The 26,212-nt window shown below is 60.6% G+C and carries 23 protein-coding genes; 13 read left to right on the top strand and 10 right to left on the bottom strand.

What is annotated here, in order from left to right:
* The first annotated feature begins 100 nt into the window (after window positions 1-100).
* Complete coding sequence (locus tag ACP7D4_RS25935) at window positions 101-1,000, top strand: M20/M25/M40 family metallo-hydrolase (RefSeq protein ID WP_426212193.1); 900 nt, start codon at window positions 101-103, stop codon at window positions 998-1,000.
* 457 nt (window positions 1,001-1,457) lie between these two features.
* Here ACP7D4_RS25935 and glmS read toward each other — a convergent pair whose 3' ends face one another.
* Window positions 1,458-3,287 (bottom strand): glutamine--fructose-6-phosphate transaminase (isomerizing), encoded by a 1,830-nt coding sequence (glmS, locus tag ACP7D4_RS25930; RefSeq protein ID WP_426212192.1) that lies wholly within the window; start codon window positions 3,285-3,287, stop codon window positions 1,458-1,460.
* A 185-nt stretch (window positions 3,288-3,472) separates the two neighbouring features.
* On the opposite strand from glmS, the gene ACP7D4_RS25925 reads away from it, so the two are divergent.
* The 3 genes from ACP7D4_RS25925 to ACP7D4_RS25915 all read left to right on the top strand — a co-directional run bounded on the left by ACP7D4_RS25925 (window position 3,473) and on the right by ACP7D4_RS25915 (window position 5,994).
* The gene (locus ACP7D4_RS25925) at window positions 3,473-3,925 is read left to right on the top strand and encodes an Lrp/AsnC family transcriptional regulator (protein WP_426105896.1); all 453 of its coding nucleotides are present in this window, start codon (window positions 3,473-3,475) and stop codon (window positions 3,923-3,925) included.
* Window positions 3,926-4,021: 96 nt separating this feature from the next.
* Window positions 4,022-4,789: an ABC transporter ATP-binding protein gene (locus ACP7D4_RS25920; protein WP_426105895.1), complete on the top strand. Its 768-nt coding sequence runs from the start codon at window positions 4,022-4,024 to the stop codon at window positions 4,787-4,789.
* Window positions 4,786-5,994, top strand: coding sequence for an ABC transporter permease (locus tag ACP7D4_RS25915; protein ID WP_426105894.1), 1,209 nt, complete (start codon window positions 4,786-4,788; stop codon window positions 5,992-5,994). Before ACP7D4_RS25920 ends, ACP7D4_RS25915 begins: the two co-directional genes overlap by 4 nt.
* A gap of 61 nt (window positions 5,995-6,055) precedes the next feature.
* Here ACP7D4_RS25915 and glmU read toward each other — a convergent pair whose 3' ends face one another.
* Entirely contained in the window at window positions 6,056-7,435 is a 1,380-nt protein-coding gene (gene glmU, locus ACP7D4_RS25910) for a bifunctional UDP-N-acetylglucosamine diphosphorylase/glucosamine-1-phosphate N-acetyltransferase GlmU (protein WP_426105892.1), read from the bottom strand.
* 26 nt (window positions 7,436-7,461) lie between these two features.
* Between glmU and ACP7D4_RS25905 the strand changes: the two genes are divergently transcribed.
* From ACP7D4_RS25905 to ACP7D4_RS25880, 6 genes are all read left to right on the top strand, one after another.
* Window positions 7,462-8,358 (top strand): DUF6279 family lipoprotein, encoded by an 897-nt coding sequence (locus ACP7D4_RS25905; protein ID WP_426212190.1) that lies wholly within the window; start codon window positions 7,462-7,464, stop codon window positions 8,356-8,358.
* 111 nt (window positions 8,359-8,469) lie between these two features.
* Window positions 8,470-9,114 carry a 16S rRNA (guanine(966)-N(2))-methyltransferase RsmD gene (rsmD, locus tag ACP7D4_RS25900; RefSeq protein ID WP_426105889.1) on the top strand — a complete coding sequence of 215 codons (645 nt, stop codon included), beginning with the start codon at window positions 8,470-8,472 and terminating at the stop codon, window positions 9,112-9,114.
* A gap of 82 nt (window positions 9,115-9,196) precedes the next feature.
* Window positions 9,197-9,694 (top strand): pantetheine-phosphate adenylyltransferase, encoded by a 498-nt coding sequence (gene coaD / locus ACP7D4_RS25895; protein ID WP_426105888.1) that lies wholly within the window; start codon window positions 9,197-9,199, stop codon window positions 9,692-9,694.
* Window positions 9,695-9,698: 4 nt separating this feature from the next.
* Entirely contained in the window at window positions 9,699-9,953 is a 255-nt protein-coding gene (locus tag ACP7D4_RS25890) for a YfhL family 4Fe-4S dicluster ferredoxin (protein ID WP_426105887.1), read from the top strand.
* A gap of 452 nt (window positions 9,954-10,405) precedes the next feature.
* Window positions 10,406-12,085 carry a methyl-accepting chemotaxis protein gene (locus ACP7D4_RS25885; protein WP_426212189.1) on the top strand — a complete coding sequence of 560 codons (1,680 nt, stop codon included), beginning with the start codon at window positions 10,406-10,408 and terminating at the stop codon, window positions 12,083-12,085.
* A 39-nt stretch (window positions 12,086-12,124) separates the two neighbouring features.
* Window positions 12,125-12,733: a chalcone isomerase family protein gene (locus ACP7D4_RS25880; RefSeq protein ID WP_426105885.1), complete on the top strand. Its 609-nt coding sequence runs from the start codon at window positions 12,125-12,127 to the stop codon at window positions 12,731-12,733.
* A gap of 100 nt (window positions 12,734-12,833) precedes the next feature.
* Here the strand turns inward: ACP7D4_RS25880 and ACP7D4_RS25875 are convergent, their stop codons facing one another.
* Window positions 12,834-13,115: a hypothetical protein gene (locus ACP7D4_RS25875; RefSeq protein WP_426105883.1), complete on the bottom strand. Its 282-nt coding sequence runs from the start codon at window positions 13,113-13,115 to the stop codon at window positions 12,834-12,836.
* Between the two features lie 142 nt (window positions 13,116-13,257).
* On the opposite strand from ACP7D4_RS25875, the gene ACP7D4_RS25870 reads away from it, so the two are divergent.
* Entirely contained in the window at window positions 13,258-14,208 is a 951-nt protein-coding gene (locus ACP7D4_RS25870) for a LysR family transcriptional regulator (RefSeq protein ID WP_426105882.1), read from the top strand.
* Between the two features lie 25 nt (window positions 14,209-14,233).
* On the opposite strand, the gene ACP7D4_RS25865 is transcribed toward ACP7D4_RS25870, so the two are convergent.
* Both ACP7D4_RS25865 and ACP7D4_RS25860 read right to left on the bottom strand, forming a co-directional pair.
* Window positions 14,234-15,784: a methyl-accepting chemotaxis protein gene (locus ACP7D4_RS25865; RefSeq protein WP_426212187.1), complete on the bottom strand. Its 1,551-nt coding sequence runs from the start codon at window positions 15,782-15,784 to the stop codon at window positions 14,234-14,236.
* A 112-nt stretch (window positions 15,785-15,896) separates the two neighbouring features.
* On the bottom strand, window positions 15,897-16,352 hold the full coding sequence (locus tag ACP7D4_RS25860; RefSeq protein WP_126073517.1) for an Lrp/AsnC ligand binding domain-containing protein: 456 nt from the start codon (window positions 16,350-16,352) through the stop codon (window positions 15,897-15,899).
* 183 nt (window positions 16,353-16,535) lie between these two features.
* Here ACP7D4_RS25860 and putA point away from each other — a divergent pair, with 183 nt between their 5' ends.
* Window positions 16,536-20,207 carry a trifunctional transcriptional regulator/proline dehydrogenase/L-glutamate gamma-semialdehyde dehydrogenase gene (gene putA / locus ACP7D4_RS25855; RefSeq protein ID WP_426212186.1) on the top strand — a complete coding sequence of 1,224 codons (3,672 nt, stop codon included), beginning with the start codon at window positions 16,536-16,538 and terminating at the stop codon, window positions 20,205-20,207.
* 45 nt (window positions 20,208-20,252) lie between these two features.
* The gene (gene ald, locus ACP7D4_RS25850) at window positions 20,253-21,368 is read left to right on the top strand and encodes an alanine dehydrogenase (RefSeq protein WP_426212185.1); all 1,116 of its coding nucleotides are present in this window, start codon (window positions 20,253-20,255) and stop codon (window positions 21,366-21,368) included.
* 159 nt (window positions 21,369-21,527) lie between these two features.
* Here the strand turns inward: ald and ACP7D4_RS25845 are convergent, their stop codons facing one another.
* Genes ACP7D4_RS25845 through ACP7D4_RS25825 form a run of 5 tightly spaced genes read right to left on the bottom strand, consistent with a single transcriptional unit; the run spans window position 21,528 to window position 26,090 of the window.
* Window positions 21,528-22,295: a 5'-methylthioadenosine/adenosylhomocysteine nucleosidase gene (locus tag ACP7D4_RS25845; RefSeq protein WP_426212183.1), complete on the bottom strand. Its 768-nt coding sequence runs from the start codon at window positions 22,293-22,295 to the stop codon at window positions 21,528-21,530.
* 22 nt (window positions 22,296-22,317) lie between these two features.
* The gene (locus tag ACP7D4_RS25840; RefSeq protein ID WP_426212181.1) at window positions 22,318-23,544 is read right to left on the bottom strand and encodes an ABC transporter permease; all 1,227 of its coding nucleotides are present in this window, start codon (window positions 23,542-23,544) and stop codon (window positions 22,318-22,320) included.
* A complete protein-coding gene (locus ACP7D4_RS25835; RefSeq protein ID WP_426212179.1) occupies window positions 23,537-24,271 on the bottom strand; it encodes an ABC transporter ATP-binding protein in 735 nt (244 codons plus the stop codon). The genes ACP7D4_RS25840 and ACP7D4_RS25835 overlap by 8 nt, the downstream gene beginning before the upstream one ends.
* Window positions 24,268-25,527: an efflux RND transporter periplasmic adaptor subunit gene (locus ACP7D4_RS25830; RefSeq protein WP_426212176.1), complete on the bottom strand. Its 1,260-nt coding sequence runs from the start codon at window positions 25,525-25,527 to the stop codon at window positions 24,268-24,270. The genes ACP7D4_RS25835 and ACP7D4_RS25830 overlap by 4 nt, the downstream gene beginning before the upstream one ends.
* Window positions 25,524-26,090 carry a YIP1 family protein gene (locus ACP7D4_RS25825; RefSeq protein WP_426212173.1) on the bottom strand — a complete coding sequence of 189 codons (567 nt, stop codon included), beginning with the start codon at window positions 26,088-26,090 and terminating at the stop codon, window positions 25,524-25,526. Before ACP7D4_RS25825 ends, ACP7D4_RS25830 begins: the two co-directional genes overlap by 4 nt.
* Window positions 26,091-26,212 lie beyond the last annotated feature (122 nt).

The following is a 26,212-nucleotide window of genomic DNA, read 5'->3' as shown; positions in this document are numbered from 1 at the left end:
CCACGCTGCGCTTCCGTCAACTCAACTTTCATCGCTACACGCATGATTTCCCCTCCATATGACAAGGATACATGCATATATATAATAAGTCTTATTATTTATGACGCACTACACTAGGTTCAACGGTGTGGCTTACCTTCTGAAACACCACCGCAATTTGATCGACGCCGAATTTGCCATCAATGAGGGCGGCGGCGGCGTGCTCGACAAGAATGAAAAACCAGTCAACATGACTCTGCACGCGGGAGAGAAAGTCTCCCAGAGTTATCAGCTAGAAGTGACCAGCGCTGGCGGGCACAGCGCCCGTGCGCCGCGCGACAATGCAATTTACCACTTGGCCGAAGGCTTGGCGCGGCTAGGTAAATTTGATTTTCCGTTCACCCTCTCGCCGACCACGCGTGCCTATTACCAACGCCTGGCCCGTATTGAAACGGGGCAAACCGCGACCGACATGCAGGCCATCCTGCGGAATCCGCCCGACCAGCAGGCGATGGAACGCTTGTACACCCGCAATCCTGAATACAACTCGGCCGTGCGAACTACCTGCGTAGCGACGATGGTCGATGCCGGCCATGCCGCCAATGCCCTGCCGCAGCGGGCGCGCGCCGTGCTCAATTGCCGTGTGCTTCCAGGCGAATCGGTCGATGCCGTGCGCGCCACGCTAGTAGGCGTCCTGGCAGACGAACGGATCAAGATATCTCCGCTGGGAGAGGCCGAACTATCGCCACCACCGCCCTTAACGCCGGCCATCGTCGACGCCATTGAACGCACTACGATCGAGATCTGGCCCGGCGTGCCGGTCGTGCCGGCCCTGTTCGTTGCCAGCAGCGATGGCCGTCTGCTCAACAACGCCGGGATCTGGACCTATGGCGCAAGCGGCATGTTCGTCGGCGTCGAAGGTAGCGGCGTGCACGGTTTGAACGAACACATTCGCGTCAAATCGCTCTACGACGGCTTCGACTTTTTGTACCGCCTGGGTAAACGACTGGCGCTCGACTAGGAGTCGCGCGGCAGAATCAATTTGGCTTTGCGGAGTTGATGAGGTCGCGTCACGCGTGACTGCCATTGCCGCTTACATTAGGCGGAGGCATCCATACATTAGACGGCACGCCAAAGAACTCCGACTATCAGAGGTGTGACCTTTCTAAGTTTGGGAACTGCGAAAGGCTGCTATGGGGCGATACCTGCCGGTCGTGGCGCCACGTCCACCGCTCGCTGAGACGAGCGCCACGCATAACTCACGGGAACGTCGAACCCTGGAAAGCCTGATTGATCTTCAAAAACCCGAGGCATTGGCGCTTCGCTGGCAACAATCGCTCGGAACAGCACGCAAGAACACAAAATGCTCAGTTGGCAATCTTGCGCTTGTCCCTGACTTTAATGCTCTGTCCCAGACTTTAATGCGCTGTCCCGGACTTTAATGACAAGGAACACTAGTCAACCTAGCAACCAGGCCGTTACTCAACAGTAACGGACTTCGCCAAGTTACGCGGCTTGTCCACATCCGTGCCCTTGGCCAGCGCCGTGTGGTACGCCAGCAGTTGCAACGCGCAAACGTGCAAGATGGGCGACAACAAACCATAGTGTTCCGGCAAGCGGATCACGTGCACGCCATCGCCCGACGTGATGCGTGAATCGACGTCGGCAAACACGTACAGCTGGCCGCCCCGGGCGCGCACTTCCTGCATGTTCGACTTCAGCTTTTCCAGCAAGGCATCGTTTGGCGCGATCGTGACAACCGGCATTTCGTCCGTGACCAGGGCCAGCGGGCCGTGCTTGAGTTCGCCTGCAGGATAGGCTTCGGCGTGGATGTAGGAAATTTCCTTGAGCTTGAGCGCGCCTTCCAGGGCGATCGGATAATGGATCCCGCGGCCAAGGAACAGTGCGTTTTCCTTGCGGGCAAAGTCGTCTGCCCAGGCAATGATTTGCGGCTCGAGCGCCAGCACAGCGGCGATGGCGACTGGCAAGTGGCGCATTTGCTTGAGGAACGTTGCTTCTTCCTCGTCGCTGAGTTGGCCGTTGATTTGCGCCAGCGTCAGCGTCAGCAGGAACAGGGCGGCCAGCTGGGTGGTGAAGGCTTTGGTCGAGGCAACGCCCACTTCCACGCCAGCGCGGGTGATGTAAGCCAGCGCACACTCGCGTACCATCGCGCTGGTTGCCACATTACAAATGGTCAGCGTGTGCACCATGCCAAGGCTGCGTGCATGCTTGAGCGCGGCCAGCGTGTCGGCTGTTTCGCCACTTTGGGTAATGGTAACGACCAGCGTCTTGGGATGGGGGACGCTGTCGCGGTAGCGGTATTCGCTGGCAATTTCCACCTGTGTCGGCACTTTGGCTACCGACTCGATCCAATACTTGGCGGTCAGGCCGGCGTAGTAACTGGTGCCGCACGCCAGGATCAGCACGCGGTCAATGTCCTTGAAGACCTTGTATGCCTCGTCGCCGAACAGTTCCGGCATGATGCCGGTGACGCCTTCCAGCGTGTCGCCGATGACGCGCGGCTGCTCGAAAATTTCCTTTTGCATGTAATGACGATACGGGCCGAGTTCGGCTGCGCCCGTGTGTGCGTGCACGGTTTTGACTTCCCGGTCGACCGGGCGGCCGTCGGCGTCGACGATCCAGCACTTGGCCAGTTGCAGGTCGACCACGTCGCCTTCTTCCAGGTAAATGATCTGGTCGGTGGTGCCGGCCAGCGCCATGGCGTCGGAAGCGACGAAGTTTTCGCCCTTGCCCACGCCGACGATCAAGGGCGAACCCTGGCGCGCGGCAACCACGCGGTGCGGCTCTTCGCGGCTGAACACGGCAATCGCGTAGGCCCCGTGCAGGCGCTTGACGGCCATCTTGACGGTTTCGAACAGGTCGCCGATGTACATGTGGTCGACCAGGTGGGCGATGACTTCGGTGTCGGTCTGGCTTTGGAATACGTAGCCCAGTGCCGTCAGTTCGGCGCGCAACTCGTCGTGGTTTTCAATAATGCCGTTGTGAACCAGCGCGATGCGGGCGTTCTCTTCGGTCGGGGAAAAGTGCGGGTGCGCATTGTGCGACGCCGGGGCGCCATGGGTGGCCCAGCGCGTGTGCGCGATGCCGGTGAAGCCTTGCAGGCCTTCGGCGGCGATCTGGGTTTCCAGCTCGGCCACGCGCGAGGTGCTGCGCGAACGCTGCAGCTTGCCGTCCACGTGCAGCGCCACGCCGCAGGAATCATAGCCGCGGTATTCCAGCCGCTTGAGGCCCTCGATAAGAATAGGGGTGATATTACGTTGAGCTACTGCTCCGACGATTCCGCACATGGAAGGCCTCAATTGGAAAATGAATAATGGACATAGATAGTAGTTGGAAAGCAATGAAATTTGCTGTCGAACGGGGAGCGATTTTGGTATATTATTTCATCGATATCTCGCGATAAAATTTTATTTCATTTTTCTTCGAATTCTTTCGTTAATCGCTACATGACAAGAAGGGCTGTAAGAAACCCATGGATGATGTCGATCGTCGCATCTTAAATATCTTGCAAATTGATTCCTCACATACCAATGCGGAGTTGGCGGAACTGGTTCATGTATCGCCCCCCACGTGCCTGCGACGGGTCAAGTTGCTCACGGAGCAGGGCGTCATCGCGCGCCAGGTGGCCATCGTCGCGCCCGAAAAAGTCGGCGCGCGCTTGACGGCCATCGTCGAGATCACGCTCGACATCCAGGCGGCCGAGCGGATGAGCGAATTTGAACAGCACGTCGCGGCCGAGGCTGCCGTATTGCAATGCTACCGGGTAGCGCCCGGACCCGATTTCGTGCTCGTCGTGCAAGTAGCCGACATGCCATCCTACAACGCGCTGGCCCACCGCTTGTTCGCCGGCCACACCAACGTGCGCAACGTGAAAGCGTACTTTTCCACCTTCCGCAGCAAGTTCGAAACCCGCATCGCGGTCTGATCCCGCCCATCCTGAGCAAGCTCAACGAGTACCGACGAGAAACAGTGTCTACTGGAAACTGTTTACTGACGCACGCGAGGTTTTTTCATGGAAGCAATGCAGTTACCCGGATCGCCATGGCCACTGGCCGGCCCGCCCATCGAGCTGGTCAATCTGTCGCGGGTGCGCAAGGTGTACGGCGCCGGTTTCAGCGGCGTGCACGCGCTGCACGACATCGACTTGCAAATCCACGCCGGCGACATGGTGTCCGTGTGCGGCCCCTCCGGTAGCGGCAAGACGTCGCTGCTGAACCTGGTCGGCATGCTCGAGACGGCCACCGAGGGCAGCATCGTCATTGCCAGTTTGCTCGTCTCCAAGCTGTCCGAACAGGCCCGCGCCGAGTTGCGCGGCGATATGATCGGCTTCGTGTTCCAGGCGTCCAGCCTGATTCCGGTCATGACGGCGCGCGAAAACGTGCTGCTGCCGCTGATGCTGCGCGGCCACCTGGACGACGCAGAACTCGCCGCAGCGCATGACCGTGCCGAGGCGCTGCTGACCCAGGTCGGACTCGGCACCCAGGCCGGCCACTATCCGCCGCGGCTGGACGCCAGCCAGTGCCAGCGGGTTGCCATTGCGCGCGCGCTGATCGCCAGGCCGCGCCTGGTGGTGGCGGATGAGCCGACCTCGCGCCTGGACAACGGCTGCATCCGCCTGGTCATGGACTTGTTTGCGCGGGAACAGCAAGCGCACGGTACCGCTTTCCTGATCTCTACCCGTGACCAGCGCCAACTGAGCCGCGCCACGCGCACCTTGCAGCTGAGCGAAGGGCGCCTGACCAGCGCCGCCAATGGCCAGGCGCGGCGCGCCGTCCGGGTTGAACTATGAGCCCGACGCAGCTGGCCCTGCGCACGCTGCTGCTGGGAAGCACCCGCAGCGTACTGGCCATCGTGCTCATTGCCGCCAGCCTGTGCGTGCTCGACTTGTTCGCCGGCCACATTGCCAGCGCCCGCGCCCGGATGGAATACCAAGCCGTCATCGGCGAACGCCTGGGCCACCTGGCCATCTTGCGCGCCGCCGAGCCCGGCAGCTTGCAGAGCACCCGCATGTTCGACCAGGCCGAGGCGCTGCGCGTGATCAAGCTGGCAGAAGCGAGCCCGGGCGTGGCGCTGGTGGTGCCGCAAATGAGCGTGAGCGGCATTGCCGCCACCGGCGAGCGCTCGGCCCTGTTCTTTGGCGAAGGCATCGTTTCCACGCCGGACGCCGCCAGCGCCACGCGCCAGTTGCCGGGCAAGCTCAATCCGACCGCCCGCAATGGCATTGCGCTCAGCAGCAAGCAAGCCCGGTCGCTCGGATTGGTCCACGGCAGTAATCTGACGCTGACCGGGGCCACACTTGACGCCCATACCGTCCCGTTCGACGCGCAAGTGGTCGATGTTTACAGCAGCGTGGGGCGGCCGGAGAACGGCCGCAATCCACTGTTGATGCCGTTTGCCATGGCGCAGTCGCTGCTCGATACGGAACTGACGGAACGGATCGTGGTCTATCTGTCGGAAGGTCAGCACACCGAAGAGCGCCGCGGCACTTTGGCTGCCGGGCTGCGGGCGGCCGGAATACCCGTGCACATCAAGACCTGGCAAGAGCAATCGGCCGCCTACGCCAATGAGCGGGGCGCGTTTGACGTCGCCTTCGACAGCGTGGCCGGCATGGTGTTTGCGGTGATCGGCGCCACGATTGCGGCCACCATGTCCATGAACGCTCTGGAGCGGCGGCGTGAAGTGGCCACGCTGCGCGCGCTTGGCATGCGCAGCAGTGCGGTATTCATGATGTTCGTGACGGAAGCTTTATGGATGGCACTGACGGGTGTGCTCTTTAGCCTGATAGGCAGCGGGCTGATCGCCTGGATTGTCAACCGGGCGGCGCTGTCTTACGCCGCGCAAACGGCGCTCAATGCGGCGCCCATGCTGGTCGAGCTTGATTTTAACCGCATGGCAATGGCGGTGGTAACGGTGCTTGCCGTGGCATTGCTGGCGGCGCTGGTGCCGTCATTTAAGGCAGCACGGGTGGCGATCGCGCCGGCGCTTGCGGCGTAAGGCAAGGCAAATGGGGGGAGGCGCCTCGAGCGCCCCCGCTATCGCGTCCGCTCTTCTGCAATCAAGCCTTCTTGACTTTCACCGGACGCGTCCAGCCTTCAACGGTCATCTGCTTGGCGCGCGAAATGGTCAGCTTGCCTGCTGGCGCATCTTTGGACAGCGTAGTGCCAGCACCCAGGGTTGCGCCCTTGCCAACCGTCACCGGGGCGATCAGCTGGCTGTCACTGCCAATGAAGCAGTCATCCTCGATCACCGTACGGAACTTGTTGGCGCCGTCATAGTTGCACGTGATGGTGCCCGCCCCGATATTGACGCGCGAACCCACCGTGGCGTCGCCCACATACGCCAGGTGATTGGCCTTGCTGTGCGCCGCCACCTGGCTGTTCTTGATCTCGACAAAATTGCCAATGTGCACATCCTCGGCCAGCTCGGTGCCCGGACGCAAACGTGCATATGGCCCGATGACCGATTTCGGCCCGACCACCGCTTCCTCGATATGGCAGAACGGCTTGATCGTGGCGCCGGCCGCAATGCGCGCATTGACGATGACGCTGTGCGCACCGATGCTCACGCCGTCCGCCAGCTCGACCCGGCCTTCGAAGATGCAGCCCACATCAATACTGACATCGCGCCCGCAAATGAGTTCGCCGCGCACATCGATGCGCGCCGGATCGAGCAAGTGCACGCCTTTTTCCAGCAGCGCATGGGCAATATTCAATTGATGGCGGCGCTCCAGTTCGGCCAGTTGCACCTTGCTGTTGACGCCCGCCACTTCCCACTCGCCACCCGGCTGGCTCGACACTACCGGCACGCCGTCGGCAACGGCCTGGGCCACGATATCGGTCAGGTAATACTCGCCCTGCGCATTATTGTTCGACAACGCAGCCAGCCATTTTTTCAGGTGGCGGGTTGGCGCGACCATGATGCCGCTGTTGATTTCGCGAATCGCGCGCTCTTGCTCGTTCGCATCCTTTTCCTCGACGATACGGCGGATCTGGCCGCCTTCGCGCACGATGCGGCCCAGGCCGAACGGGTTGGCCTGCTCGACCGTGAGGATGGCCAGCTTGTCGGCGCCGGCCGCCTCGACCAGGCGCTGGAGCGAGGCGGACGTGGTCAGCGGCACGTCGCCGTACAGGATCAGGGTAGGGACGCTGTCATCGAGCTGGGGGATCGCCTGCATGACCGCGTGGCCGGTTCCCAGTTGCGGTTCTTGCAGCGCGGTATCAATCGCCGCGTGCGTGCCAATGTTCTGTTTCTGAACCATTTCCGGCACGGCCGCGCCGCCGTGTCCGTAAATAACGCATAATTTGCTCGGCGCAAGGGTGCGCGCCGTATCGATCACGTGTAGCAATAGCGGCTTGCCGGCAAGAGGGTGCAGTACTTTGGGCAGCGCCGATTGCATGCGCTTGCCCATACCGGCAGCGAGGATCACAACGTTCATAGGCAGTTGTTCAGAGAGTTATAAAGATGAAAAAGTTTAACACGCAAGACCGATTGATCCAGCGCTTTCGCGTGGTGTTCCTGCTCACTGCCATGGTCGTGCTGGCCGCTTGCAGCAGCGTCAAGTTTGCCTACAACCAAGGCGACACCTTGCTGTACTGGTTTGTCGACGCCTATGTCGACCTTGATTCCGAGCAGGCGCCCGTGGTCAAACAAGATATCGGCCAGCTCATCAAATGGCACCGCAAGACCCAATTACGCGACTACAGCCAGTTCCTCGTCAAGGCCCAGGGTCAGCTTGCCGGCACTATGACCCACGCCGACCTGAAGGCCGATTACAAGGATATCAAGGGCCGCACCGAAACGCTGGCCTACAAGGCGCTACCCGAGCTGACCGACCTGGCGCTGTCGGTCAAGCCCGAACAGATCGCGAACATCGAAGAAAAGTTCCGCAAAAATAATGACACCTACCGCAAGAAATTCGTCGCTATCGACAACGACAAAAAGCAGAAGGTGCGCTACAAGAAATCGATGGAGCAATTCGAGTTGTGGTTCGGCAGTTTCAGCAGCGAGCAGGAAGCGGTGTTGCGCAAGGCATCCGACGCCCGCCCGCTGGACAACCAGATATGGTTGGACGAGCGCATCATCCGCCAGAAAAAGATCGTCTCGGTGCTGCATGAGATCCAGTCCAAAAAGCTGGGCAAGGAAGCAACCAGCGCCTTGCTGAATGGATTGCTGAAAGATATTTTCGGCCGTTTCGACGCCCCCGAGCGTAAGGCATTTTTCGACGCCTATATCGACAGCACGATCAACCAGACGCTCACGGCCATCAAAATTGCCACCCCGGCCCAAAAGGCGCACGCGCAAAAACGCATGCAGGGCTGGATCGACGACTTCAAGGTCCTTGCCGCCGAAACGAAGTAAAAAAGCTGGTTCTGCAGCAAGCGCCACACCGGGGTCAGACCACAAGGTCTGGCCCCGGTGCGTTTACCGGCCGTGATATAGTGCCGCCCATCAGATTCACAGGGTCTTTCCATGCCAAAAAAACCAGCCAAAGTCCCGGTCCACCGGGCCCCGCCTCCGCAGCAGGTACGCATCATCGGCGGCGCGTGGAAGCGCACGCCGCTGCCCGTGCTGGACGCCCTCGGCCTGCGCCCCACGCCGGACCGCGTGCGCGAGACCGTGTTTAACTGGATCACTCATTTGTGGGACGCCAACTGGGCCGACGCCGCCTGCCTCGACATGTTCGCCGGCAGCGGGGCACTGGGCTTCGAAGCCGCCAGCCGCGGCGCGCAGACAGTCACGATGATCGACTCGCACTCGCCCGTGGTGCGCCAGCTCGAAGCAATCAAGGACAAGCTCAAGGCCGACAATGTGACCATCTTGCGCGCCGACGCCATGACCTGCGTGCACAGCATGGCGCTGCGCGGCCAGCGCTTCAAGCTGATCTTTTTGGACCCGCCCTATCACCAGGAGTTCTTGTCCAAGGCGCTGCCGCTATGCGCAAACCTGCTTGAGCCTGGCGGCCTGGTGTACGCGGAATCGGGCGCGCCGCTGCCTTTCGCGCCCGAGGACGCCAGTGCGCCCCCGGACTGGCTGGCGCCGTGGGAAGCAATCCGCGCCGACAAGGCCGGCGTCGTGTTTTATCACTTGCTCAGGCTGCGCACCGGCCAGACCTGAAGGACCGCGGCCGCCGCGCCCCGGGGTGCCCGGGCTTTTCAGGCATAATGCGGCTTTTATTGGCGCATCTCTAGGAGCCGTAATGGTTGTAGCCGTTTATCCAGGAACCTTCGATCCGCTCACCCGCGGGCATGAGGATTTGGTGCGCCGCGCCTCCGGATTGTTCGACAAGCTGATCGTCGGCGTGGCCGACAGCAAGAATAAACGCCCGTTCTTTTCGCTCGCTGAGCGCCTGGAAATTGCCAACGAAGTGCTGGGCCACTATCCGAACGTGCAGGTGGAAAGCTTTTCCGGCTTGCTCAAGGATTTTGTGCGCAAGCACGATGCACGCGTCATCGTGCGCGGCCTGCGCGCCGTGTCGGACTTTGAATACGAATTTCAGATGGCCGGCATGAACCGCTACCTGCTTCCCGATGTCGAAACCTTGTTCCTGACGCCTTCCGACCAGTACCAGTTTATTTCGGGCACCATCGTGCGTGAAATTGCCATGCTGGGCGGCGATGTTTCAAAATTCGTGTTTCCGTCGGTCGACCGCTGGCTTCAGAAAAAGATCGCCTCGCTTCCACCTGACGCCGAGTAACGCCATGGCACTCCTGATTACCGACGACTGTATCAATTGCGACGTGTGCGAGCCCGAGTGCCCGAACGACGCCATCTACATGGGCGCCGAGATTTACGAAATCGATCCCAACAAGTGCACCGAGTGCGTCGGCCATTTCGACGAGCCGCAGTGCCAGCAGGTTTGCCCGGTCAGCTGCATCCCGTTCAACCCGGCCTGGCGTGAAACGCCGGAAGAGTTGCAAGCCAAGTACGAACGTCTGACCGCAGCCAAGAACTGACTGGCCTGCGGCCCTGCGGGCGAGGGTGTTGCACAAAATTTTCCGCCCCTTTGAACGCGCAAACACTCGCGCCATTTGGCAACATCAAACCATACCTACATCGTCCTCGCGCACGCGGGGACCCATGGAACAGTTGCTAAGTTGAACCGTTCCATGGGTCCCCGCATGCGCGAGGACGATATCGCTTTGTCAAACCTCCGGCCCATTCCGACAGCTTCGTTCGCCACGACAATGAGGCAGTCGATTCCCGTGCGCCTGAACGTTCCAATACAAAGTTTTAACAGTCGCTATTGCCAATATCGATAGCAATGTGCCTGCACGCCACGGTTTCCGCCGAAATATCCCGTTTGGTATGCCATATATGTACCCATACGGCAATTCTTTGATATATATAGGCTATAGTCGTAGTTAAGATTTAAGCACGCCCATTCTATTTTCAACACAGGAATCCCATGATCAAGAATATGCGCATCGGCCAGCGCTTGGCTCTCGGCTTCGGCGTGGTGATTTTCCTGCTGATTACGCTGGCGGGCTTGTCCTATCTGCGTATCGCCAGCCTGAACCAGGAAGTGGGCAAAATGGTCGACGTACGTTACCCGAAGACCGTGGTCGCCAACGTCATCAAGGCCGATGTCAACGAGGCGACCCGCAGCATGCTCAACGTGCTGATCATGACCGATCCCGCGCAGATCGCCAAAGAACTGAGCAATATCGAGGCCCACAGCGCCAGCGCGACCAAGGCCATCGCCGAGCTGACCGCCACCACCACCGATCCAAAAGCGGTCGAAATCCTCAAGGCGATCGGCGTCATCCGCAACCGCTTCATGCCGGGTCAGGCCACTTTCGTGAAACTGATCAATGAAGACAAAAAAGACGACGCAATGGTCAAGTTCATGTTTTCGCTGCGTCCCCAGCAAGGCAAGTATTTCGAGCAGCTCGACAAGTACATCGCTTACCAGAATGCCGAGATGGTCAGCGCCGGCAACGATGCGTCGGCCCTCACCAAGCGCACCCAGCTGATGATCACGGTGCTGGCCATCGTGGCCGGCGTGATCTCGCTGCTGGTCGCTTTCATGGCCACGCGCAGCATTACCCGTCCGCTCAATGAAGCGGTGGGCGTTGCCCAGCGTGTCGCCGACGGCGACCTGACCAGCGAGATCGTCGTAACCAGCACGGACGAAACAGGCCAGATGATGGAAGCGCTCAAGTTCATGAACGATAGCCTCATTCGCATCGTGGCCGAGGTGCGCACCGGCACGGTGTCGATCGCCGAAGCGTCCAGCGAAATTGCCAGCGGCAACCTGGACCTGTCGTCGCGCACTGAACAGCAAGCCTCGTCGCTGGGTCAAACTTCGCGCTCGATGCACGAACTGACCAGCACCGTCCAGCAAAATGCCGACAATGCGCGCCAGGCCAACGTGCTGGCGGCCAAAGCGTCTGAGGTAGCGGTGCGGGGCGGCTCGGTGGTATCGAATGTGATCGAGACGATGGGTTCGATCACGGCCTCTTCCAAAAAGATTGTGGATATTATCGGCGTGATCGACGGCATCGCCTTTCAAACCAACATCCTGGCGTTGAACGCGGCGGTGGAAGCGGCCCGCGCCGGCGAACAGGGCCGCGGCTTTGCCGTGGTCGCCGCCGAAGTGCGCAACCTGGCGCAGCGCTCGGCGGCGGCAGCCAAGGAAATCAAGACGCTGATCGGCGACTCGGTCAGCAAGGTGCGCGAAGGCAGCACGCTGGTCGAACAGGCCGGGGTGACGATGGAAGAAGTGGTGGCCAGCGTGCGCCGGGTAACCGATATCATGGGTGAAATTACTTCCGCCAGCCAGGAACAGAGCGCCGGTATTGCCAAAGTAAATTCGACCATTCTTGAAATGGATGAAACAACGCAGCAAAATGCAGCTTTGGTCGAGGAAGCTGCCGCAGCGGCCGCTTCAATGCAGGATCAGGCCGCCAACCTGGCGCGCGTGGTGAGCGTTTTCAAGCTCGACCACGAGACGGCTTATCTGGCGTCGCCGCAGCCTGTGTCCACCGAATTGCCACGTGCTGCGTTAAGGAAAGAGATAGCTGCTGCGGGTGCGCCGCGGATGGCGGCCAAGCAGTCGAACGGTAGCGACTGGGAAGAGTTTTAATTGTGTACAATTTGTATTTAAATCAATAATGGAGACAACATGATCAAGAATATCGTAGTCAAGACCCTGGTAAGCGGTGCGTTGCTGGCTGGCGCTTTCGGCCAGAGCGCCATCGCAGCTGAAGTTGCCGGCATCAAGTTCGCGGACACCGCCAAGGTAGGCGGCAAGGAATTGCAACTGAACGGCTTGGGCGTGCGTACCAAGTTCATCGTCAAGGTATACGCCGCCGGCCTGTATCTGCAAGATAAGAAATCGACGGCCGAAGAAGTATTCGCTGCCGAAGGTCCGCGCCGCATGCAGCTAGTCATAATGCGCGACATTAGCTCGGAAGACTTCGGCAATGCCTTCATGAGCGGCATTAACAATAACCTCGACGGCAAGGACAAGACCAAGATCGTCACCCAGATCAGCAAGTTTGGCGAGATTTTTGCCGCGGTCGATGGCTTGAAAAAGGGCGACGTGCTCGACACCGACTATATCCCTGGCCAGGGAACGATCTGCATTTTGAACGGCAAGCGCCTCGGCGAAGTGACTCCGGAAGTCAATTTCAACAACGCCGTGCTGAAGATCTGGCTTGGCAACAAGCCGGCAGACAATGCGCTCAAGCTAAAACTGTTGGCGCCAGCGGCGGCTTCGGCCAAGAAATAAGGCTCACTACGTAAGCGACAAACGTCACAAAGCAAAAAGCGGCGCCGGTGTGAACCGGGCGCCGCTTTTTTCATGCACACCGAACTTTCAACTCAGGACACTAGCCGCGCGCGGCCATGGCTTGCAGCTCGGCCGTCATGCTCGGACTCGTGGACGCTGCAATCATTTTCTGAATCAGACGCTGGTCGCGCATCTGGGCGCGCCGCGCTCGCTGGTCCAGGCTCAGGCGAGGAAACGCCAGCAGCCACAAGGCGCGCGCGATGCCGACCAGCAAAGGCCGGAACGTCAGCAGCAGAGCGCCAATCACGAGATAAGTAGCGCACAGATGCAGCAGCGGCAAAAATTGGGCAGCGCTCAGTTCTAGCAGGTAGGTAGTAGACACAATATTTCCGTCGCAATAGTTATTTCTTCATAGAACTATAATGCGGTGCAACATATATAGCCAATTGCGTTTTCGGATGACCCTCATTCTTTTTGTGAATGCGTTGCTGTATGATTAAGCACCGCCTTTCTCCCTGGATCCCATGAGCTTCCTGACCCTCGACCTAAACCTGCTGCGCGTATTTGACGCGGTGATGACCGAGCAAAATCTGACCCGCGCGGCCGGCCACCTGGCCATGACCCAGCCGGCCGTCTCGAACGCCATCAAGCGCTTGCGCGAAAGCCTGGGCGACGAGCTCTTGATCCGCACCGCCTATGGCGTCAAGCCGACCCCGCGCGCCGAAGCGCTGTGGCCGGCCGTGCGCCAGGCGCTTGCCGGCCTGGAAGCTGCAGTCACGCCGGAAACGTTCGACGTCTCCAAAGCCCACGCCACCTTCCGCATGGCCATGGCCGACGCCACCGCCGCGTTCTGGCTGCCGGCCCTGATGCGCTCGATCGAGAGCGAGGCGCCAGGCGTCAACGTGCGCATGGTCCCGCTGACCACGCGCGAACCGCGCCCGATGCTGTTGCGCGGCGACATTGATCTGGCGGTCGGTTTTTTCCCGGGCGTGGCGGCGCAGTTGTCGAGCGACACCAGTTCGCCGATTCGCCATGAGCGCTTGTATTCAGGCCATTATGTGTGCGTGATGCGCAAGAACCATCCGCTGGCCAAGGTTGAATTGGGAATGGACAATTACTGCGCGGCGAATCACTTGCTGGTCAGTTTTTCAGGCCGCGCGCACGGCCTGGTCGACGAAGCGCTGGCGCAGGTGGGCCGCGAGCGGCGCATCTGGCTGACCGTCAATCAGTTTTTCACGGCAGGGCGGGTGGTGGCCAATTCCGATTTGATCACCGTGCTGCCCAAGCACTTGATCGCCTCGACCGGCATGACCGATGCGCTGGTCTGGCGCGAATTGCCGTTTACGCTGCCGGCGGTCCACCTGGACATGCTGTGGCACGAACGCGACGCCCGCAGTCCGGCCCACAAATGGCTGCGCAAGCATCTCGAGGGCATGAATACCACCACCTTGCGCGGCGCTGCCAGCAGCGATTGATGGCGCGGCCACGCAGCGCGTAGCGTCAAGCAACGATGCCTGACCGGTAACCGACCCGAAATCCGCCCCAATGCTTGCCGTCGACGTAAATCGGCGCGGACAAGTCATGCATCACCTCGCCCGTATCGCGCTTGTAGGTCTGAAGCAAGAACGGCGCGATACTCGATCCGCAGCGCTTGCCCGTGCGGTCGCTGAAAATGCGCTTGGTGCGGTTGTTGACGATGTCGACGTCATAGTCGCCCGTCAGCTGCCGAGAAAACTTCTTGTTGTGGGTCGGAAAATACCCGTGGTCATCCACCGCGCCCGCATACGCCAGGTGCGGCATTTTTTCCAGCAATTCTTCCTGCAACGCCGGCAACACCCGGTCCGTGTAAGCGTCGAACAGCGTGCTGTGCTTGAGAGGGTCGGTGTTGGCAATTGGCTTGTAGCGCCGGTCGAACAGCGCCTCGCGCGAAATTTGCCCCGCCTTGATTGCCTGGCTAAACAACTGTCCCACGGCCGCCGCTGCCTGCTGCGCCGCGATCCTGATCGGATCATGAGCATTGGGCACCGATGACTCGCCCAGTGCGGCGGCGATGGTTTCGGCTTTTTCGGCCAGCGCCATGGCCGAACCGGCCGCGCGCGGCAAGCCGGCGTCGATCGAGCGCATGCTGTCGCAAATTTGCGACAGGGAATCAGTCATGTCGCGCGTGGTGGCCATATGTTCGCGCGCGGCCGCGGCAATCCCGCCAATTTCGCTCTCGGACGCCGCCGACGACTGTTCGATGTGGCCGAGCAAACCGTGGACCCGCTCGACGTTGCCGGCCGCTTCGCTCACGGCAACAAACAGCGAGGCCATGCCGCCGGACGCTTTTTCAGCCTGTTCGGAAATGGCGCGCACCATGGCGCCGATTTCGTCGGTGGCTTCGCGTGTGCGATGGGCAAGTTGGCGCACTTCGCTGGCCACGACTGCAAAACCGCGCCCGTGCTCGCCCGCGCGCGCCGCCTCGATCGCCGCGTTCAAAGCCAGCAAATTGGTACGGGCCGAAATTTCCGTAATCACTTCGGTGAAGCCGGCGATGGCGCGCGACTTTTGCTGCAGCTCGACCATGGTGCAGGCGGCAAGGCGGGCGTCGTCGCGCGCGCTGCTGATGCGCCGCAGTCCCTCGTCGGCCTCGGCGCGCCCGGCCGCGCTTTCGCTGCGGACCTGGGCGGCAACGGCGGCCGCGCGCTTGGCATCGACGGCGATGCGTTCCGTGGTGGCGGCGATGTGGCGCGCGCTTTCGGCAACCGCGACGGCCGTTGCCACGTCCTCGTGAATGTTTTTCTTGAGCGACTCGACAAACCACGACGTTTCGGCGGCGCCGATCATCATGTCGTCGACCGCGTGACCAACCAGGCCCACGAAGCGCGTGCTGGCGTTAACCTGGCGCCGGTGCAGCACCAGCAACACGCTTGCCAGCGAGGCGAGCGCGGCGCACACCATCGACCCGGCGCCCAGCCAGCTGGCCGGGAGGGCGAAGGCGCAGCCGGTCGCAAAAGCGATCACGGGCGGCAGGACACTGCCCGCCCTCCTGGAGTGAAGAATTTGCAACATGTTTCTCCCCCGGCATCTCGGCCTGTTTTGTGCACAGAGCCTGACAGCAGGCGCTTACTTGAGCCTTACTTGAGCCTTACTTGAAACAATACTTGCAAAAATGCATGTAGTTTTACTTTATTGGCAACTTAGTCGTATTCTTGACCTCTTCCATCACCGCATAAGTGTGGGTTTCCCGCACACCTTTTTGCAACAAAGTCTTCCCCAGGAACTCCCGGTACGCCGCCATGTCCTTGACGCGCGCCTTGACCAGGTAATCAAAGCCGCCCGCCACCATGTGACATTCCAGTACCTCGGGGATCAGTTGTACGCTATTCTTGAAGGCATCGAACACTTCGGGCGTGGTGCGGTCGAGCACAACTTCGATGAACACCAGCAGGGAAACGTCGAGCAGCTGGGGGTTCAACTGGGCCGTGTAGCCCATGATGTAGCCCGATTCATGCAGCTTGCGCACCCGCTCCAGACAGGCCGCCGGCGACAGGTTGACCCGCGCGGCAAGTTCCACATTGCTGATGCGGCCATCGCTCTGCAACTCCGAAAGGATCTTCTTGCTGATCTTGTCCAACATTTCCCATGCTCCTTTATTAATATAATTTGGTTAAATTGTCTCACCAAAAACAATCTATGGCTAGTCTTCTGTAATACCAGAATTAATCCAGAAGAAATGGCTCTACAATCGAATCATTGTGCCGCGCACGGCTCGTTGCGCGGCTGCTTTTATTCTTTTAGTCCATTCCTGCAAAGACTCTTCATGCACATCGCCGCCGTATTGGCCCCCGTTTCGGCCCCCGTTCCCGGCTCACCGCCCATCCCTTTCGCCGCTTTCCAGGCCGAAACCGCCCACACCGTCACGCCGCTGCGCGCCGCCATCACCGCCGCCTACCGCCGCGATGAAGCCGAGGCCGTCAGCTGGCTGCTGGCCCAGCCGGCGCGCGCGCATGCCGACGCCCATGACCTGGCGCACCGCCTGGTGTCGGCCGTGCGCAGCAAGCGCACCCGCGCCTCGGGCGTGGACGCGCTGATGCACGAGTTTTCGCTCTCGTCCGAAGAAGGCGTGGCGCTGATGTGCCTGGCTGAAGCGCTGCTGCGCATTCCCGACAGCGCCACCGCCGACCGCCTGATTGCCGACAAGATCAGCAAGGGCGACTGGCGCAAGCACCTGGGCGAGTCGCCTTCGCTGTTCGTCAACGCCGCCACCTGGGGTTTGCTCATCACCGGCAAGCTGGTCGACACCAGCAGCGAAACGGGCTTGGGTTCGGCGCTGTCCAAACTCATTTCGCGCGGCGGCGAACCGCTGATCCGCAAAGGCGTGGACCTGGCCATGCGCATGCTGGGCAATCAGTTCGTTACCGGTCAGACAATCGACGAAGCGCTCAAAAACAGCCGCGATAACGAAGCGCGCGGCTACCGCTATTCGTACGACATGCTGGGCGAGGCGGCGCTGACCGAAGCGGACGCCAAAAACTATTATGCCTCGTATGAAAAAGCCATCCACGCCATCGGCAAGGCATCCAATGGCCGCGGCATCAAGGATGGCCCAGGGATTTCGGTCAAGCTGTCGGCACTGCACCCGCGCTACAGCCGCGCCCAGCATGCGCGCGTGATGAAAGAATTGCTGCCGCGCCTGCGCAGCCTGGTCCTGCTGGCCAAAAAATACAATATCGGCCTCAATATCGACGCCGAAGAAGCCGACCGCCTCGAGATCTCGCTCGACCTGATGGAAGCGATGGCCTTCGATCCCGGTCTGGCCGGTTTCGACGGCATCGGCTTTGTGGTGCAGGCTTACCAGAAGCGCTGCCCGTTCGTGATCGACTACCTGGTGGACCTGGCCCGGCGCAGCGGGCGCAAGTTCATGGTGCGCCTGGTGAAGGGCGCCTATTGGGATGCCGAGATCAAGCGCGCCCAGGTCGATGGCATGCCCGGCTACCCGGTCTACACGCGCAAGGTCTACACCGACGTGTCGTATCTGAACTGCGCCAAAAAGCTGTTGGCCGCAACTGACCTGATCTACCCGCAGTTCGCCACCCACAACGCGCACAGTCTTGCCGTGATCTACACCTGGGCCAAGGCCGACGGCGTCGACAACTACGAATTCCAGTGCCTGCACGGCATGGGCGAAACGCTGTACGACCAGGTGGTCGGCGCCGAAAACCTGGGCAAGCCATGCCGCATTTACGCGCCGGTCGGCTCGCACGAAACGCTGCTGGCCTACCTGGTGCGCCGGCTGCTGGAAAACGGCGCCAACTCCTCGTTCGTGAACCAGATCGTCGACCAGAAAGTCGCCATCGACAGCCTGATCGCCGACCCGTACAAAGCGTCGCGCGAGCAGGGCGGCGTGCCGCATCCGGGCATTGCGCTGCCGCTGCAGCTGTTCGGCGCCGAGCGCGCCAACTCGGCCGGGCTGGACTTGACCAATGAAGACGTGCTGCGCACGCTGGGCCGCGCGCTGGCCGAGGCGCGCACTTACGAGGCCACGCCGCTGATCAACGGCCAGCAAAGCGAACACCAATGGCTTGATATCCGCAATCCAGCCCAGCATCTCGACATCGTCGGGCGCGTGGCCGAGGCCAGCGCGGACGATGTCGACACTGCGCTCGAAGGCGCGGCCGCGTACGCGATGGACTGGCAGACCACGGCGCCATCCGAGCGCGCCGCCATCATTGCCAACGTGGCCAACCTGTTCGAGGCCAACTGCGCCGAGCTGATGGCGCTGGCCGTGCGCGAGGCAGGCAAGTCGCTGCCGAACGCCATTGCTGAAATTCGCGAAGCGGTCGACTTCCTGCGCTATTACGCCGCGCAGGTTGACGGCACCCCGAACGTGCTGGCGTTGGGACCGGTCGCCTGCATCAGCCCATGGAACTTCCCGCTGGCGATCTTCACCGGCCAGGTTGCCGCGGCGCTGGCCGCTGGTAACGTGGTGCTGGCCAAGCCGGCCGAACAAACCCCGCTGATCGCGTTTCGCGCGGTGCAGCTGTTTTTGGAAGCGGGTGTTCCACGTGGAGCACTGCAGCTGCTGCCCGGCCGCGGCGAGATCGTCGGCGCGCGCTTGACCAGCGACGCGCGCGTGCGCGGCGTGATCTTCACCGGCTCGACCGAGGTGGCGCAGCTGATCAACCGCACGCTGTCACAGCGCGGCGTGAGCGAGAACAACGAGATCGCCCTGATTGCCGAAACCGGCGGCCAGAACGCGCTGATCGTCGACTCGTCGGCACTGCCCGAACAGGTGGTGCAGGATGTGATGACGTCCGCCTTTGACAGCGCCGGCCAGCGCTGCTCGGCGCTGCGCGTGCTGTTCCTGCAAGAAGACATCGCAGAAAAAACCATCCGCATGCTGATGGGAGCGATGCAAGAGCTAAGAGTCGGCAATCCCGACCGCCTGGCCACCGACATCGGCCCCGTTATCGACGCCGAAGCGCAAAAGAACCTGCAAGACCATATCGCGCGCCTGAAAAAAACCGCCAAGGGCCACTTCGACCTGGAGCTCGACCCTGGCCTGGCGGCGCAAGGCACCTTTGTCGCGCCCACCGTCTTTGAAATCGGCTCGCTGTCGGAGTTGACGCAAGAAGTATTTGGCCCCGTGCTGCACGTGATCCGCTACAAGCGCGCCGACCTGGGCAAGATCGTCGAGTCGATCAACGCCACCGGTTTTGGCCTGACGCTGGGCGTGCACACGCGGATCGATGAAACGATCGACTTCATCACCGCGCGCGCGCATGTCGGCAATATCTACGTGAACCGCAATATCGTGGGCGCGGTGGTGGGCGTGCAGCCGTTTGGCGGCGAAGGCAAATCGGGCACCGGTCCCAAGGCCGGCGGCCCGTTGTACATCAAGCGCCTGCAACGGGGCGCGCAGGCGCTGGCCGAGCACGAGCGCAAGGCGGCGCCCGGCCTTGACGCACTGCTGGCGTGGGCCCGCACCCACGGCCAGGAACGCGTGCTGTCGCTGGCCGAACAGTACATGCGCACCACGCTGGTGGGCACTGCCATCACGCTGCCGGGGCCCACGGGCGAGCGCAACACCCTCGCGTTCGCGCCGCGTGGCGCCGTGCTGTGCGCCGCCACCAGCATTGGCGTGTTACTCAATCAACTGGCTGCCGTGCTGGCGACCGGAAACCGCGCCGTGGTAGTGGCCCCAAGCGCCGACGTGATCCCGCAAGGCTTGCCGGCTGAAGTAAAGGAGAGGATCGATTTCGCAGGCAGCATCGGCGAATGCAAAATACCGTTCCAGATCGCTTTGGTGGAAGCGGCGCTGGCCGACGAACTGCGGCCTATGCTGGCTGCGCGATCTGGCGCGATTATCGGCGTGATCGACACCACCGAAGAAGGTGCGATTGCGCTATGGCGCCTGGTGGCCGAACGCGCCCTGTGCGTGAACACGACTGCGGCTGGCGGCAACGCAAGCCTGATGACGCTGGGTCTGTAATAGTAGGAACTGTAAAAAAAACCGAATCAAACCTTGGAGGAAGACATGATCGTAGGCGTACCAAAAGAGATCAAGAATCACGAATACCGGGTCGGACTGACGCCCCCAAGTGTGCGCGAGCTCACGTCGCGCGGCCACCAGGTGCTGGTGCAAAAAAACGCGGGCGCCGAGATTGGCCTGTCTGACGAGCAGTACGTTGCGGCCGGCGCGCTGATGATCGACACGGCCAAGGAAATTTTCGCGCGCGCCGACATGATCGTCAAGGTCAAGGAACCGCAGCCGGGCGAATGCGCGATGCTGGGCGAAGGGCAGATCCTGTACACCTATCTGCACCTCGCGCCGGACCCTGAGCAGACCGCCGCGCTGGTCAAGTCGGGCGCGGTGTGCATCGCGTACGAAACCATTACCGGCGCCGGCGGCGGCTTGCCGCTGCTGGCTCCCATGAGCGAAGTGGCGGGGCGCATGGCGATCCAGGCCGGCGCCGCCCACCTTGAAAAATCCAAGGGTGGCATGGGCTTGCTGCTGGGCGGCGTGCCGGGCGTGGCTGCCGGCCATATTGTCATTATCGGGGCCGGCGTGGTGGGAACGAACGCGATGCAGATGGCCGTTGGCACCGGCGCGCGCGTGACAGTGCTCGACAAGAGCATCGATCGCCTGCGCCAGCTTGACCTGGTGTATGGCAACCGGATCTCGACCCAGTATTCGAATGCGCAATCGATCGAAGAAGCGGTGCTCTCGGCCGACCTGGTCATTGGCGGCGTGCTGGTGCCGGGCGCCGCGGCGCCCAAGCTGGTCACGCGCGACATGATCTCGCGCATGAAGCCGGGGGCAGTGGTGGTGGACGTGGCGATCGACCAGGGCGGGTGCTTCGAGACGTCGCACGCGACCACGCATGCCGATCCGACCTATGTGGTGGACGGCGTGGTGCACTACTGCGTGGCGAACATGCCCGGTGCAGTGGCGCGCACATCGACTTTTGCGCTCAATAACGCGACCATCGGGCATGCGATCGCGCTGGCCGGCAAGGGCTGGCAAAAGGCGCTGGCCGATGATCCGCATTTGCGCAATGGCTTGAATGTGTGCAAAGGAAAGGTGACCTACGCGGCCGTGGCGCAGGATCTGGGGTATGAATATACGCCGGCCGAGAGCTTGCTGACCTGATGCTGCATCGTCCTCGCGAAACGCGGGGACCCATGGAACTGACGAGTCATGTTTCCCTTGAATCGAGCTGCTTGCTGTAACGAATTGATTCGAATCGAACTATTGGCATCCGTTCTATGGGTCCCCGCTTTCGCGAGGACGATGTGGGATGAGCGCTATTTACCCTGCAGCCGCTTTCAGATCCCGGCACACCCGCATTACGATATGAAACGCGTACTTTGACGCAACCGCCTGCACAAACCGCATGAAATCATGCGCCGCCCCTTCATTGGCGTTGTCCGAAATCGTCCTGATCACCGCAAACGGCACGCCCAGTTCAAAACATACCTGCGCCACCGCCGCGCCTTCCATCTCCACCGCCAGCAAGCCCGGTAACGCCGCCCCAAGCGCATTGACCTGCTTGGCACAGCTGATGAACTGGTCCCCGCTGGCAATCAGCCCCCGATGCAGCCTGGGCGAGCGCAAGCCGAAATCCTGGCGCTCTCCCGCCGCGATCGCCTCCTCGAAATCCAAAGCGAGGAAAGTTCCCGCCGCGCTCGCCACCAGATTACTCAAATGCTGGTCCGTCGCAAAATGCGACACGCCGGTCAACGGCACTTCAAACTTGGGAAACAGGGGACTGGCATCCATGTCGTACTGCAGCAGCGCATCGGCCACCACGATATCGCCCACCTGGACCCCGGCATCTCCCGCCCCGGCCACGCCCGTGAACAAGATATGCGATACCCCAAACTTTTCCACAAGCATGGTCGCCGTCGTTGCGGCGGCAACCTTGCCAATGCGCGACAACACGCACACAGCGTCGATCCCGGCAATGCTGCCTGCCGTGTAGCCCCGCATGCCATACATGACCCTGGTGGCCCCTTGCATGGCCTCCACGAACCCTTGCTGCTCTTCTTCCAGCGCGCTGATGATTCCTAAACGCATTTTGATTCCACTTTTTTACGCATTACTCGTAACGTAAGGCATCAATCGGGTTCAGGTTGGCCGCCTTGGCCGCCGGCATGATTCCAAACACGATGCCCACCAGGCTGGAAAAGCCCAGCGCCATCAGGATGGCCCACCATGGCACCACGGCGCTGGGAAATTCCGGAATGATTTTGGACACCCCAAAGCCGATCGCGTAACCCACGCCCAGCCCGACCAGGCCCCCCAGCAGCGAGAGCGTGGTCGCTTCGATCAGAAATTGCAGCAGGATATGGTGGCGCTGCGCGCCCAATGCCTTGCAGATGCCAATTTCCCGGGTGCGCTCGGTCACTGACACCAGCATGATGTTCATGATCCCGATTCCCCCCACCAGCAGCGAAATACTGACAATGCCGCCCACCACCAGCGTCAGCGTGCTGATCATGCCTTCGAACATGTCGCTCATTTCTTTGGCGGTTTGCACTTTGAAGTCGTTCGGCTGGCCCGGCTTGAGGTGGTGCGCCGTGCGCAGCAAGTTTGTCAGCCGCGCCTGAACCGCCTCGAGCTGTTCGATGTCATTGACGGTCAAACTGATGCCGATATTGAGCTTGGCGCTGTTGCCGGCGATGGCGGTGCCCACTGAAAACGGCATCAGGATGTAATCATCCTTGTTCATGCCCATCATCTCGCCTTTTTCTTCGCCGACGCCAATGATCTTGAACCACTCGCCGCCGATTTCAATGAAGGTCCCCACCGGATTGTCGGCCAGCTTGAGCTTTTTGCGCACTTCGGCGCCTATAAAGCAGACCCGGCGGCGAGACTGGTCGTCGCTCTTGCGCAGAAAGCGCCCTTGCTGCGGCTCGACCTGTTGCGCCTGCTGATACGCCTCCGTCACGGCCATCACCCGGGTCACGGTCGATTGACTGCCGTAACGCACCGCGGCGCTCATCGAAAACGGCATGAAATACGGTGAAACGTCGCTGACATCGTCAACGTGCGCAACAATTGTCTCGTAATCGGTCAGGCTCAGGATATTTTCCTTTCCCTGCATCGCTTCCGCAAACGACGTTTCGGCCCGCACCGACAAGCTGTTCGCACCGAGTCCCTTGAAATTATCGCTGATCGACGCCGACAAGCCTTGCAGGATGGACACCACGGCAATCACCGAAGCGACGCCGATAATAATGCCCAAGGAGGTGAGAAAACTGCGAAAACTGTGCGCCCGTATGCTCTGCAGCGCCGAGCGGAACGATTCGATCATGCTAAACATGGCCGCGCTCCCGTGAACGGAAGGCGGTCTGCACCGTGTTGACAACATCGCTCTGGACCTTGCCATCGGCCAGCCGCACCGCGCGCCGGCAATGAGCGGCAATATCGGGCTCGTGGGTGACGATAATGACGGTCTGGCCTTCGGCATGCAGCGTGTCGAACAGGCTCATGATGTCGGCGGCGGTGGCGGAATCGAGGTTGCCGGTAGGCTCGTCGGCCAGCAAAATGGAAGGCTCGCTGCACAGCGCGCGGGCAATCGCCACCCGCTGGCGCTGGCCGCCAGACAATTGATTGGGCAAGTGATCGAGCCGGTTTTCCAGTCCTACCCTGGCCATGGCCAGCGTGGCCCGGCGGGCGCGTTCAGCCGGACGAATGCCGCGGTAAATCAGCGGCTGCATCACGTTTTGCAGGGCGGTCGCCCGCGTCAGCAAATTGAAACTCTGGAAAATAAAGCCGATTTCCTCGTTGCGGGTGCGCGCCAGGTCGGACTCGCTCATGCCGGCCACATCGCGACCGTTAAGAAAATACTTGCCCAGTGTGGGGGCGTCGAGGCAACCGAGGATATTCATCATCGTCGACTTGCCCGATCCGGACGAGCCGATGAAGGCAATGTAATCGTTGCGCGCAATCTCCAGGTCGATCCCGTTGAGCGCGGCAATGGTTTCTCCCCCCATTTGGTAGTGCTTGGCGATACCTTGCAGGCGAATCAGCGGCTCTCCGGTACTCATGCCTTCAACTTTGCCGGTTCGCTTGCGCCTTTCGGCAGATCCGTTGTGACGCGGTCGCCCTGTTTCAGGTAGCGCAGGATTTTATAGGGGCCGGTGATGACGCTTTCGCCTTCCTTCACGCCCGACAGGATTTGCTGTTGGCTGTCGTCCGATACGCCGATCGTCACGATCCGCTTTTCCGCTTTGCCGGCATTGTTGACGAAGACGTAGTACTCGGTTTTGACCTCGATCTTTTCCTTGTTACCTTTTTTCTTTGGCGCCACTTCCGTGTTTTCATCGTTGTTCGACAACACTGCCTGCAGAGGCAGCGCCAGCGACTTGCCCGAGCTCGCCGTAAAAATTTCAGCGCGGCACGTCATGCCTGGACGCAGCGTCAGATCCTTGGTGTCGGACAGCTTGACCTTGATGTTGTAATTGCGCGCCAGCGAAGCGCCGCCCTGGCCCTGCGCCACATTTGTCTTTGGCGACAGGGGAATGGTCAGCACTTCGCCCTTGATCGGCGTATCCGGGTAGGCGGCAGTATGGATCTGCACTTCCTGCCCCACGGTAATTTTCGCGATGTCGCCTTCATCCACATTCACTTCGGTGATCATGGTCGACGTGTTGGCGATCGTCATCAGGCTGGAACCGGCGATGCTGACCTGGCTGGCCACGGCCGTTTCGCCCACCTTGATGTCGAGCGCCGTGATGGTCCCGGAAATGGGCGACTTGATGTTGGTCTTGGCCAGGCGTTCATTGGACTGCTTCAAAATCGCTTCGACCTGTTCCAGGCGCGAACGGCTGTTGCGCAACTCGATGCGCGCAGCGTCTACCGCATAGCGTGCATCGTCGATTTGCACGTCAGCAATCATTTTCATGCGATGCAGCTCAACTTTGCGCTTGTACTGGTTTTCCTGGTTGGACAGGTTCAGCTGTTGCTGCTCGATCACGATGCGCTGCTGGCGTACCGCAGCTTCTTGCTGAGCAACTTCCGCGCGGTAGCTCTGGTCGTCCAGGTGCAGCAGCAAGTCACCCTTGGACACTTTCTGCCCTTCCTTGACGAAAATGGTGTTGACCTTGCCGATCACTTCGGGCGACAGCAACACTTGTTCCTCATACAACAAGTGCCCGGAAGCGAGAATCGACGACTTGATGTCCCTGAAGGCGATTTTGTCGACTTCCACCGAGCGCGCCGGATCTTGACGCGTCATTTTCACGACAACCGGCACGCACAGCGCGGCGACGATTGCCGCCCCAACGACATATTGCTTTTTCATGCTGCCTTGCTCAGTGCGTAGGCGAACCAGATCCCGTAAATGATTGCATAAGGAATCAAGACGACCTTGATGGCGGTGCCACGGGCAACTTTCGCCCATACCTGGAAGCCGATGACAGTCAGGAAAACACTCCAGAGACTGGTCAAATTGATGCTGTCGAGCACCCCAGCCATCGGATGAGTCATTTCATGATGAAAAAACAGTTGGTTGACCGACAGCGGGTTGAGTTCTGAAAAGCTCAGCTGTCCACCGGAAGCCAAGACAATCGCGACCGCACCCAAGGGCAGCATCAGCAGCCCAGGTACGGATGCCCAGGCCGACAGCGCAAAACCGGTCCCAAAGCTGACATCCTTGTTGATGAATTTCCCAACCATCATGAAATACAGGCCAGCGACGGCGCATACAGTCGGATACATCGCGACGGTGCTGATCAGGGTAATGATTTGCATCATGCCTTTGGTCATCATGCCCTTCGCCTGCTCACGCTGGGCAGCGTCCTTCATGGTGGCGAACATTTGGTCCATCAACCATGCGAAATCGACCACGTTGAAATACCAGGTCATCAAGCAATCCACCCAAGTTAAGACATTTCAACAGTTTTTCTGAGTCATCTTCTTGTGTGGTTTTACGCCGGGCTTCCTGGGCTTCGAACGATTCTCTCGATGTCGATAGGTCTTTCCGGCAA

The sequence above is a fragment of the Massilia sp. TWP1-3-3 genome, from assembly GCF_049897805.1.
Lineage (GTDB): Bacteria > Pseudomonadota > Gammaproteobacteria > Burkholderiales > Burkholderiaceae_D > Telluria_A.
This window is presented reverse-complemented; position numbering and strand designations above follow the sequence as displayed.

What these genes read in the sequence shown, in the direction of transcription:
- ACP7D4_RS25935 (WP_426212193.1), top strand. Translation starts at nt 101, where the DNA reads ATGACGCACTACACTAGGTTCAACGGTGTGGCTTACCTTCTGAAACAC.
- glmS (WP_426212192.1), bottom strand. Translation starts at nt 3,287, where the DNA reads ATGTGCGGAATCGTCGGAGCAGTAGCTCAACGTAATATCACCCCTATT.
- ACP7D4_RS25925 (WP_426105896.1), top strand. Translation starts at nt 3,473, where the DNA reads ATGGATGATGTCGATCGTCGCATCTTAAATATCTTGCAAATTGATTCC.
- ACP7D4_RS25920 (WP_426105895.1), top strand. Translation starts at nt 4,022, where the DNA reads ATGCAGTTACCCGGATCGCCATGGCCACTGGCCGGCCCGCCCATCGAG.
- ACP7D4_RS25915 (WP_426105894.1), top strand. Translation starts at nt 4,786, where the DNA reads ATGAGCCCGACGCAGCTGGCCCTGCGCACGCTGCTGCTGGGAAGCACC.
- glmU (WP_426105892.1), bottom strand. Translation starts at nt 7,435, where the DNA reads ATGAACGTTGTGATCCTCGCTGCCGGTATGGGCAAGCGCATGCAATCG.
- ACP7D4_RS25905 (WP_426212190.1), top strand. Translation starts at nt 7,462, where the DNA reads ATGAAAAAGTTTAACACGCAAGACCGATTGATCCAGCGCTTTCGCGTG.
- rsmD (WP_426105889.1), top strand. Translation starts at nt 8,470, where the DNA reads ATGCCAAAAAAACCAGCCAAAGTCCCGGTCCACCGGGCCCCGCCTCCG.
- coaD (WP_426105888.1), top strand. Translation starts at nt 9,197, where the DNA reads ATGGTTGTAGCCGTTTATCCAGGAACCTTCGATCCGCTCACCCGCGGG.
- ACP7D4_RS25890 (WP_426105887.1), top strand. Translation starts at nt 9,699, where the DNA reads ATGGCACTCCTGATTACCGACGACTGTATCAATTGCGACGTGTGCGAG.
- ACP7D4_RS25885 (WP_426212189.1), top strand. Translation starts at nt 10,406, where the DNA reads ATGATCAAGAATATGCGCATCGGCCAGCGCTTGGCTCTCGGCTTCGGC.
- ACP7D4_RS25880 (WP_426105885.1), top strand. Translation starts at nt 12,125, where the DNA reads ATGATCAAGAATATCGTAGTCAAGACCCTGGTAAGCGGTGCGTTGCTG.
- ACP7D4_RS25870 (WP_426105882.1), top strand. Translation starts at nt 13,258, where the DNA reads ATGAGCTTCCTGACCCTCGACCTAAACCTGCTGCGCGTATTTGACGCG.
- ACP7D4_RS25865 (WP_426212187.1), bottom strand. Translation starts at nt 15,784, where the DNA reads ATGTTGCAAATTCTTCACTCCAGGAGGGCGGGCAGTGTCCTGCCGCCC.
- ACP7D4_RS25860 (WP_126073517.1), bottom strand. Translation starts at nt 16,352, where the DNA reads ATGTTGGACAAGATCAGCAAGAAGATCCTTTCGGAGTTGCAGAGCGAT.
- putA (WP_426212186.1), top strand. Translation starts at nt 16,536, where the DNA reads ATGCACATCGCCGCCGTATTGGCCCCCGTTTCGGCCCCCGTTCCCGGC.
- ald (WP_426212185.1), top strand. Translation starts at nt 20,253, where the DNA reads ATGATCGTAGGCGTACCAAAAGAGATCAAGAATCACGAATACCGGGTC.
- ACP7D4_RS25845 (WP_426212183.1), bottom strand. Translation starts at nt 22,295, where the DNA reads ATGCGTTTAGGAATCATCAGCGCGCTGGAAGAAGAGCAGCAAGGGTTC.
- ACP7D4_RS25840 (WP_426212181.1), bottom strand. Translation starts at nt 23,544, where the DNA reads ATGTTTAGCATGATCGAATCGTTCCGCTCGGCGCTGCAGAGCATACGG.
- ACP7D4_RS25835 (WP_426212179.1), bottom strand. Translation starts at nt 24,271, where the DNA reads ATGAGTACCGGAGAGCCGCTGATTCGCCTGCAAGGTATCGCCAAGCAC.
- ACP7D4_RS25830 (WP_426212176.1), bottom strand. Translation starts at nt 25,527, where the DNA reads ATGAAAAAGCAATATGTCGTTGGGGCGGCAATCGTCGCCGCGCTGTGC.
- ACP7D4_RS25825 (WP_426212173.1), bottom strand. Translation starts at nt 26,090, where the DNA reads ATGACCTGGTATTTCAACGTGGTCGATTTCGCATGGTTGATGGACCAA.